At 37.4% G+C, this 6,984-nt stretch carries 10 protein-coding genes; 9 read left to right on the top strand and 1 reads right to left on the bottom strand.

Annotated features, from left to right (window positions below; translation table 11 throughout):
- Positions 1 to 116 precede the first annotated feature (116 nt).
- A complete protein-coding gene (locus HMPREF9304_RS03965) occupies positions 117 to 566 on the bottom strand; it encodes a hypothetical protein (protein WP_008124050.1) in 450 nt (149 codons plus the stop codon).
- A 202-nt stretch (positions 567 to 768) separates the two neighbouring features.
- On the opposite strand from HMPREF9304_RS03965, the gene HMPREF9304_RS03960 reads away from it, so the two are divergent.
- From HMPREF9304_RS03960 to HMPREF9304_RS03920, 9 genes are all read left to right on the top strand, one after another.
- Positions 769 to 1,272, top strand: coding sequence for a DMP19 family protein (locus tag HMPREF9304_RS03960; protein ID WP_036926654.1), 504 nt, complete (start codon positions 769 to 771; stop codon positions 1,270 to 1,272).
- A gap of 2 nt (positions 1,273 to 1,274) precedes the next feature.
- Positions 1,275 to 1,754, top strand: a complete 480-nt coding sequence (gene smpB, locus HMPREF9304_RS03955; RefSeq protein WP_036926658.1) for an SsrA-binding protein SmpB — start codon at positions 1,275 to 1,277, stop codon at positions 1,752 to 1,754.
- 786 nt (positions 1,755 to 2,540) lie between these two features.
- Positions 2,541 to 3,404 carry a type I methionyl aminopeptidase gene (gene map / locus HMPREF9304_RS03950; protein ID WP_036926651.1) on the top strand — a complete coding sequence of 288 codons (864 nt, stop codon included), beginning with the start codon at positions 2,541 to 2,543 and terminating at the stop codon, positions 3,402 to 3,404.
- Positions 3,405 to 3,488: 84 nt separating this feature from the next.
- Positions 3,489 to 4,514, top strand: a complete 1,026-nt coding sequence (gene tsaD / locus HMPREF9304_RS03945) for a tRNA (adenosine(37)-N6)-threonylcarbamoyltransferase complex transferase subunit TsaD (RefSeq protein ID WP_036926649.1) — start codon at positions 3,489 to 3,491, stop codon at positions 4,512 to 4,514.
- A gap of 80 nt (positions 4,515 to 4,594) precedes the next feature.
- Positions 4,595 to 5,113, top strand: a complete 519-nt coding sequence (locus HMPREF9304_RS03940; protein WP_036926647.1) for a CinA family protein — start codon at positions 4,595 to 4,597, stop codon at positions 5,111 to 5,113.
- A gap of 171 nt (positions 5,114 to 5,284) precedes the next feature.
- Positions 5,285 to 5,548 carry a 50S ribosomal protein L28 gene (gene rpmB / locus HMPREF9304_RS03935; protein WP_008124060.1) on the top strand — a complete coding sequence of 88 codons (264 nt, stop codon included), beginning with the start codon at positions 5,285 to 5,287 and terminating at the stop codon, positions 5,546 to 5,548.
- Between the two features lie 5 nt (positions 5,549 to 5,553).
- On the top strand, positions 5,554 to 5,742 hold the full coding sequence (gene rpmG, locus HMPREF9304_RS03930; RefSeq protein WP_008124061.1) for a 50S ribosomal protein L33: 189 nt from the start codon (positions 5,554 to 5,556) through the stop codon (positions 5,740 to 5,742).
- Positions 5,743 to 5,757: 15 nt separating this feature from the next.
- Positions 5,758 to 5,916 carry a DUF4295 domain-containing protein gene (locus HMPREF9304_RS13975; protein ID WP_004349773.1) on the top strand — a complete coding sequence of 53 codons (159 nt, stop codon included), beginning with the start codon at positions 5,758 to 5,760 and terminating at the stop codon, positions 5,914 to 5,916.
- Positions 5,917 to 6,091: 175 nt separating this feature from the next.
- Positions 6,092 to 6,984: MATE family efflux transporter (locus HMPREF9304_RS03920; RefSeq protein WP_036926656.1), on the top strand; the 893-nt coding region annotated here is incomplete at its 3' end.

The raw sequence follows: 6,984 nt of genomic DNA, 5'->3' as shown, positions 1-6,984 counted from the left end.
AAAAAGAAGCCAAAAGATAACAAAACGTATTTCATAAACATTTAATGACTATGTGCGGTGGTAATTTATAGAACCAGCCTAACATCAAAAGAGCTTCAAAAAAGCTCTTTTGACGTTTATGAAAGATTTTCATTTAATAGGTGATCTAAGAAAGAGTCTAAGTCCTCTTCCAAATTATTCATCAAATCTTTTCCAATAATCACAGTATCGTCGTCTGCCACATAGAGTTCTGCAAGATGTTCACCGTCTTCATCTTCAAGAATAAAGCTGAAGGGTTTTAGAATATTCATTTGGTCAACGAGGTGGCTATGCTTCTTAAGATTCGTTCTTAAGATATCTGTCACCACATCATAAAAATCGTCTTCTTTGTAATCAATCCATTCAGAAATAACACATCGTGTAATTTCTTGATCATCGTCATTATAAGCTCTTAGCTCACCACTGTCTTGACCTACTCTTAGATGTATGTCTGTGATGTTCACAGATTCTATCTCTTCGGAAAATTTCTGTGCAATTTTACGAATGGTACGTTCAATTTGATTGATTGTTTGTTCTGATGGTTGCATTTTATCTCTCTTTCTTTAACCGCTGCAAATATAATTCTTTTTTGAATACAACGAGCAAAGAATACGAATAATTTATGTTTCATTGATTGTTGCTGCGTTTTTGTTTGAAATGTTTTGTCGGCATGGTTAGTTATTGAAATATCGCAAAGGAATGATAGAATATTAGTAAAAAATAAATATCTTTGCACGAAGAAACAAAGATATGTTAGAAGTTACAGTTAGAGATACCGCTTTGCAGAAAGCTGCTGAACAGGGGATGGATGCTTTTCTCCAAACCTTTATTGATGCTATTTATCAAGCCATTGGTGGAGAGCTGACGGCTGATACGATGAGTCAGCTAAATGCCGATCAAATTACGTTATTGGCTTACGACATTCTTCATAAGGAGGTAATGGACGGCGGCTTTATCCAGTTAATCCATAATGGTTATGGTGCATTTATCTTTCATAATCCGTTTGATAAAGCAGTGAGAGCGTGGGGAATGATAGACTTATTTAGAATTATGAAAAAATGTCATAACCTATACCGTAAATATGGTGCGGAAATTGAGCGCGATTGTTCGGATGATGAATTTATGGCTTTGTTTGAAAAGTATCCTGAATTTGACGACTATGATGATACGTTTGTTGAAAACGAAGAACGTTGGACAAGCGAGATTGCAAACTATGTAGATCAGCATATTGATAAGTTTGCTAAAATTATTTGATGATGAATAAAGATGAACAAGCACTTCGGAAGAAAAGCCCCATTCAAATTAAGAACAAAAGGGCTTCTTTTGAATATTTTTTTATAGATACCTATACCGCAGGAATTGTTCTCACGGGTACGGAGATAAAATCCATCCGCTTAGGCAAAGCGTCGTTGGTGGATGCCTTTTGCTATATCAATAACGGTGAGATTTGGGTTAAAGGCATGAATATAAGTCCTTATTTTTATGGTTCGTTTTCTAATCATGAAGCTCGGAGAGATCGTAAACTGTTATTGACAAAACGAGAAATACGACGTTTGGAGATTGATGCCAAAAATCCCGGAAACACCATTCTCCCTGTGTTGCTCTTTATCGACCAGAAAGGTAGGGCAAAAGTGGATATCGTCTTGGCAAAAGGTAAGAAAGAGTATGACAAACGCCAAAGTTTGAAAGAAAAAGAAGATCAGCGAGAGATGGATCGGGCATTGAAACATTATTAGTGAATGCCCTAAGAGATAACACAGGTGGAATGATGGCTTACCCAATAGAACATCGTTGATATACGCCACGGTTCTTTGACATAAAAAAGATATTTTTACAGCAAACAGCACCAAATAAGCAGCGTATGTAAACTGACGAATACGCTATGTTGTAAGATTATAAATGCTGAATTTTCTTTACAAAGTGCCTCTTATAACTCTCGTGAAAACCACCAACGTCATTGTTGGTCGCAAATACGCTAAATATGAGCAATGTTCATAACCTTTTGTTATTGAATACGTTACGCGTAATTCTTCTTGTTCCTTTCTTGTTTTTACCCTTTCTTGGCTGCTAAAGCATTACTCTAAGCCTTCTATTTGCATGCTTTAATGCCATTGTAGCATGTGAATAACATCTCTAAAGAGTGTTTCCAAGCGCATTAAGTCAATGTTCTAACTTGAAAAGACGTCTATTTTTACAAAATCAGCGCATTTTTGTTGGTCGTTTGCCTATTAAATTTTTCTATTTTGAAGATTTTTAATGGTCGTTTTTTGGTAAATTTACAGGACAAAAACAACGGATATCTTTACCAAAAATAATAAAAAATGTAGCATTTTCATTGAAGGGTAACTGCTGTGAAACGAAAAGAAAAAAGATGGCGGTTTCACAACCCGTAACCTTTCTTCAATGAAAAAGCCGAAGATACACACTACTTTTTTGTGTACCTCTCCAAAAAGATAGAATAATGTTTTGTATTATCTATAAATTGATGTACTTTTGTAGACTACTCAAATTGATCAGTAGATATGAATTTTAAGAGAAAAAAAAGATGGCATAGCTTACAGGGTGTTCCTTTGACAGAACTTGATAAGCAAGTGATGTATTGGGAGAATAAAGGTAAGTTAGTTCCTACTCGCGAATTGATAAAAACCCCAGAACAGATAGAAGGTATCCGCAAAAGTGGGGTAGTGAACACAGGGGTATTAGATGAAGTGGCTTGTCATATCCATGCAGGTATGAATACGCAGGAAATAGACGATATCTGCATGAATTATTGTAAAGAGCATAATGCCATTCCAGCCTGTTTGAATTATGAAGGATTTCCTAAAAGCGTTTGTACAAGCATCAATGAAGTGGTGTGCCATGGCATTCCAAAAACGTCTGATGTGCTAAAAGAAGGTGATATTATCAATGTGGATATGACAACCATCGTTGATGGATATTATGCTGATGCCTCCCGAATGTTTATTATTGGAAAAACGACTCCAGAGAAAGAGCAGTTGGTACGAGTAACCAAAGAATGTTTGGAAATTGGTGCAGAGGCTGCTAAACCTTATTCTTTTGTGGGGGATATAGGGCATGCTATTCAGAAGCACGCAGAAAAATATCATTACGGTGTAGTTAGAGATTTGTGTGGACACGGTGTTGGTTTGAAGTTTCATGAAGAACCCAATGTGAACCATTACGGTCATAAGGGAACAGGTATGTTATTGGTTCCAGGAATGGTGTTTACCATAGAACCGATGATTAACATGGGAACGTGGAAAGTATATATTGATGCAGACGACCCGTTTGGATGGGAAGTGATAACAGGAGACGAACTCCCCAGTGCACAATGGGAGCATACGTTTGTTATGACCGAGCATGGAGTTGAAATCTTGACACATTAAAGTCTTAAAACCGATTGCGTTTTGAGAGTCGCACGCCCCGAGAGTGTTATAACATAGGAAAGGTAAATAGATAATTGATAAAGGATGAGAGATATTTATATATTAGGTATAGAAAGTAGTTGTGACGATACTTCTGCAGCTGTACTTCGTAACGACATATTATTAAGTAATGTCACTGCATCACAGGCGATTCATGAAGCTTATGGAGGTGTTGTGCCAGAATTAGCATCTCGTGCTCATCAACAAAATGTGGTTCCAGTAGTAGACCAAGCCTTAAAGAAAGCTGGCATCTCAAAGAACCAGTTGGATGCTGTTGCTTTTACGCGAGGTCCGGGATTGATGGGGTCCTTATTGGTAGGTGTTAGTTTTGCGAAGGGATTTGCCCGTTCGTTAGGTATTCCAATGATTGATGTCAATCATCTTCAAGGGCATGTCATGGCACATTTCATCAAAGAAAATGAGGAGGACTTCCATCAGCCTCCGTTCCCATTCCTCTGTTTACTCGTCTCTGGTGGTAACTCTCAAATAGTGAAGGTGAATGCCTATAATGACATGCAGGTATTGGGACAAACCATTGATGATGCAGCAGGCGAGGCGATAGATAAATGTTCAAAGGTGATGGGACTTGGTTATCCGGGTGGACCTATCATTGACAAATTGGCACGGCAGGGAAATCCTCATGCCTATCAATTTTCAGAACCACATATCGAAGGCATGGATTACAGCTTTTCTGGCTTAAAAACCTCATTCTTATACAGTTTGCGAAAATGGATGGCTGATGATCCTGATTTCATAGAGAAGCATAAAACAGATATTGCAGCGAGTCTTGAATTTACGATTGTAGATATTCTCATGAAGAAATTAAGAATGGCAGTCAAGCAGACAGGTATTAAGCATGTTGCAGTGGCAGGTGGTGTTTCCGCTAACAATGGTTTGCGGAATGCATTCCATGAACATGCAGATAAATATGGTTGGACTATTTACATTCCTAAATTCAGTTATACCACAGATAATGCTGCGATGATAGGAATTACAGGCTATTATAAATATTTAGATCATGATTATTGCAGTATCGATCAACCTGCATTTAGCAAAGTAACTTTTAAGTAGACCGTATTTTCAGTAGTGATTAAGCTGAATAGTAAGAGATTGAAACAGATATAGCTGCATAAAAATAATACATCATCATCATGAATTTTGAAAATAAAGTAATCAGTAGAGAAATACAACAGTTTCTATATGATTCAAATAAAACCTTAGGAACCGCAGAAAGTTGTACAGGAGGAAGAATCGCAGAAGTGATAGCTGCTGTACCCGGAGCTTCCAATTATTTCAAAGGCGGTATTATCGCATATAGCAACGAATTGAAGATTCGCTTGCTTGGAGTGAATGCGCAAGTTATCGAAGAGCAGTCTGCTGTTTGTGAAGAGGTAGCTATGCAAATGGCTGTGGGGTTATGCCAAACGATAAACTGTGATTATGCCATTGCCATAACAGGAATTGCAGGTCCTGGAGGAGGTACACCTACCATTCCTATTGGCACTATTTGGATTGCGTATGGCTCAAAAGATGATATGCGAACCTTTAAGCTCACCGAGGATAATGGGCGAGATGTGAATTTAGCCAATGCAACTAACCAAGCTTTGAGCTTATTTCTTGATTTTCTTAAAGAAACTCTGTCTCATCAAGAACTTGATTCTAAGGAATAATCTACCTTGATAGAAGAGGTCTTCCTCGTGGATTGAAAAGAAAATACCAATAAAAAAACTTAATTTAGGTATTTCTTTTAAATATTCTTTTGGAATTACGATAAATATTTGTAATTTTGCATCCTGTTTGGAATAAGTATCAAAAGTCGAAAACAAAAATTTAAGATAGCAATGTCTAAGATTTGTCAAATCACAGGAAAGAAGGCACAAATAGGTAACAATGTGTCTCACTCAAAGCATCGTACAAAGCGTAGCTTTGATGTCAACCTCTTCAGCAAGAAATTCTACTATGTAGAAGAAGGCTGCTGGATTAGCCTTAAGATCAGCGCAGCTGGTCTTCGTCTCATTAATAAAGTAGGTCTTGATGCCGCATTGAAGCAAGCTGTTTCAAAAGGTTATTGCGATTGGAAAGATATTAAAGTAATAGGAGAATAATAGTCATGGCAAAGAAAGCTAAAGGAAACAGAGTTCAAGTTATCTTGGAATGTACCGAGATGAAAGATAGTGGACTGCCAGGAACGAGTCGTTATGTAACGACAAAGAATCGTAAGAATTCTCCTGAGCGTTTAGAGTTAAAAAAATATAATCCTATTTTGAAGAAGATGACTCTTCATAAGGAGATTAAGTAATAAGGAGATTATCAAATGGCAAAAAAAGCGGTCGCTACCCTCCATGAAGGTAAAATGGATGGTCGAGCATATACGAAAGTAATCAAAATGGTGAAGAGCCCAAAGACGGGTGCTTATGTTTTTGATGAACAAATGGTTCCAAACGAAGCTGTTAAAGATTTCTTTAAGAACTAATTAAATAGAACACTCAATGAAGAGAAAATGTTGTGATTATCAATGCTCTTCATACAGGTAACTATATTTCAACTCTACAGATTTGGTCTGTAGAGTTTTTGTTTTGTTGTGCATATTGTAGCTGTCCGTTGAAAGTTCTTCATGGATGCCATACTCACTATTCTTTTGATAAGTTATGAAGCAAGTTTTTAGATTAGCATTACCTTCTATCATTTCTAACATTACCATACCTCTCTTAGGGCTGATAGATTTGACAATTGTGGGTCACATGGGTGATGTTGTCTATATTGGCGCCATTGCCATTGGCTCCATGATATTTAATGTGATGTATTGGCTTTTCGGATTCTTACGAATGGGAACGAGTGGCTTAACATCGCAGGCTTTAGGGAAGAGAGATTTTACAGAAATAATGCGTCATCTCTTTTGTTCGCTATTGATAGGATTTATCATTGCTTTTTCCTTTATCATTTTTCAGACACCCATTCGTTGGCTTGCATTAGAGCTGATGCAGCCATCGGCACAGATTGCAGAACAAGCAACAATTTATTTTTCTATTTGTATTTGGGGCGCACCAGCTATGTTAGGGCTGTATGGCATGACAGGTTGGTTCATTGGTATGCAGAACACGCGTGTACCAATGGTTGTGTCCATCTTTCAAAATATTATCAACATCATAGCAAGCCTCTTCTTTGTTTATGGGTTTGGAATGAAAGTTGATGGAGTGGCTTTAGGCACACTTATTGCCCAATGGTCAGGATTTATGATCGCCATCTGCTGTTGGTATAGATATTATAGGCGTTTGAATCGCTACCCTTGGACACACAAGCTGTTGAAGAAAATTGATTTGAAGCGTTTCTTCAAGGTCAATACAGATATCTTTATAAGAACCTTATTTTTAGTTGGAGTTAATTTCTTCTTCATTTCTGCGGGTGCTCGCCAAGGNGATGTCATTCTGTCTGTGAATACTTTACTGATGACCTTATTTACTTTGTTCTCGTACGTCATGGACGGATTTGCCTATGCTGGTGAAGCATTAACAGGCAAATATTTCGGTGCTAATAACAAGAT

It is taken from the genome of Hoylesella timonensis S9-PR14 (assembly GCF_000762405.1).
GTDB lineage: Bacteria > Bacteroidota > Bacteroidia > Bacteroidales > Bacteroidaceae > Prevotella > Prevotella timonensis_A.
Note: the sequence above shows the minus strand (reverse complement) of the source record. Positions and strands in the feature narration are given on the sequence as shown.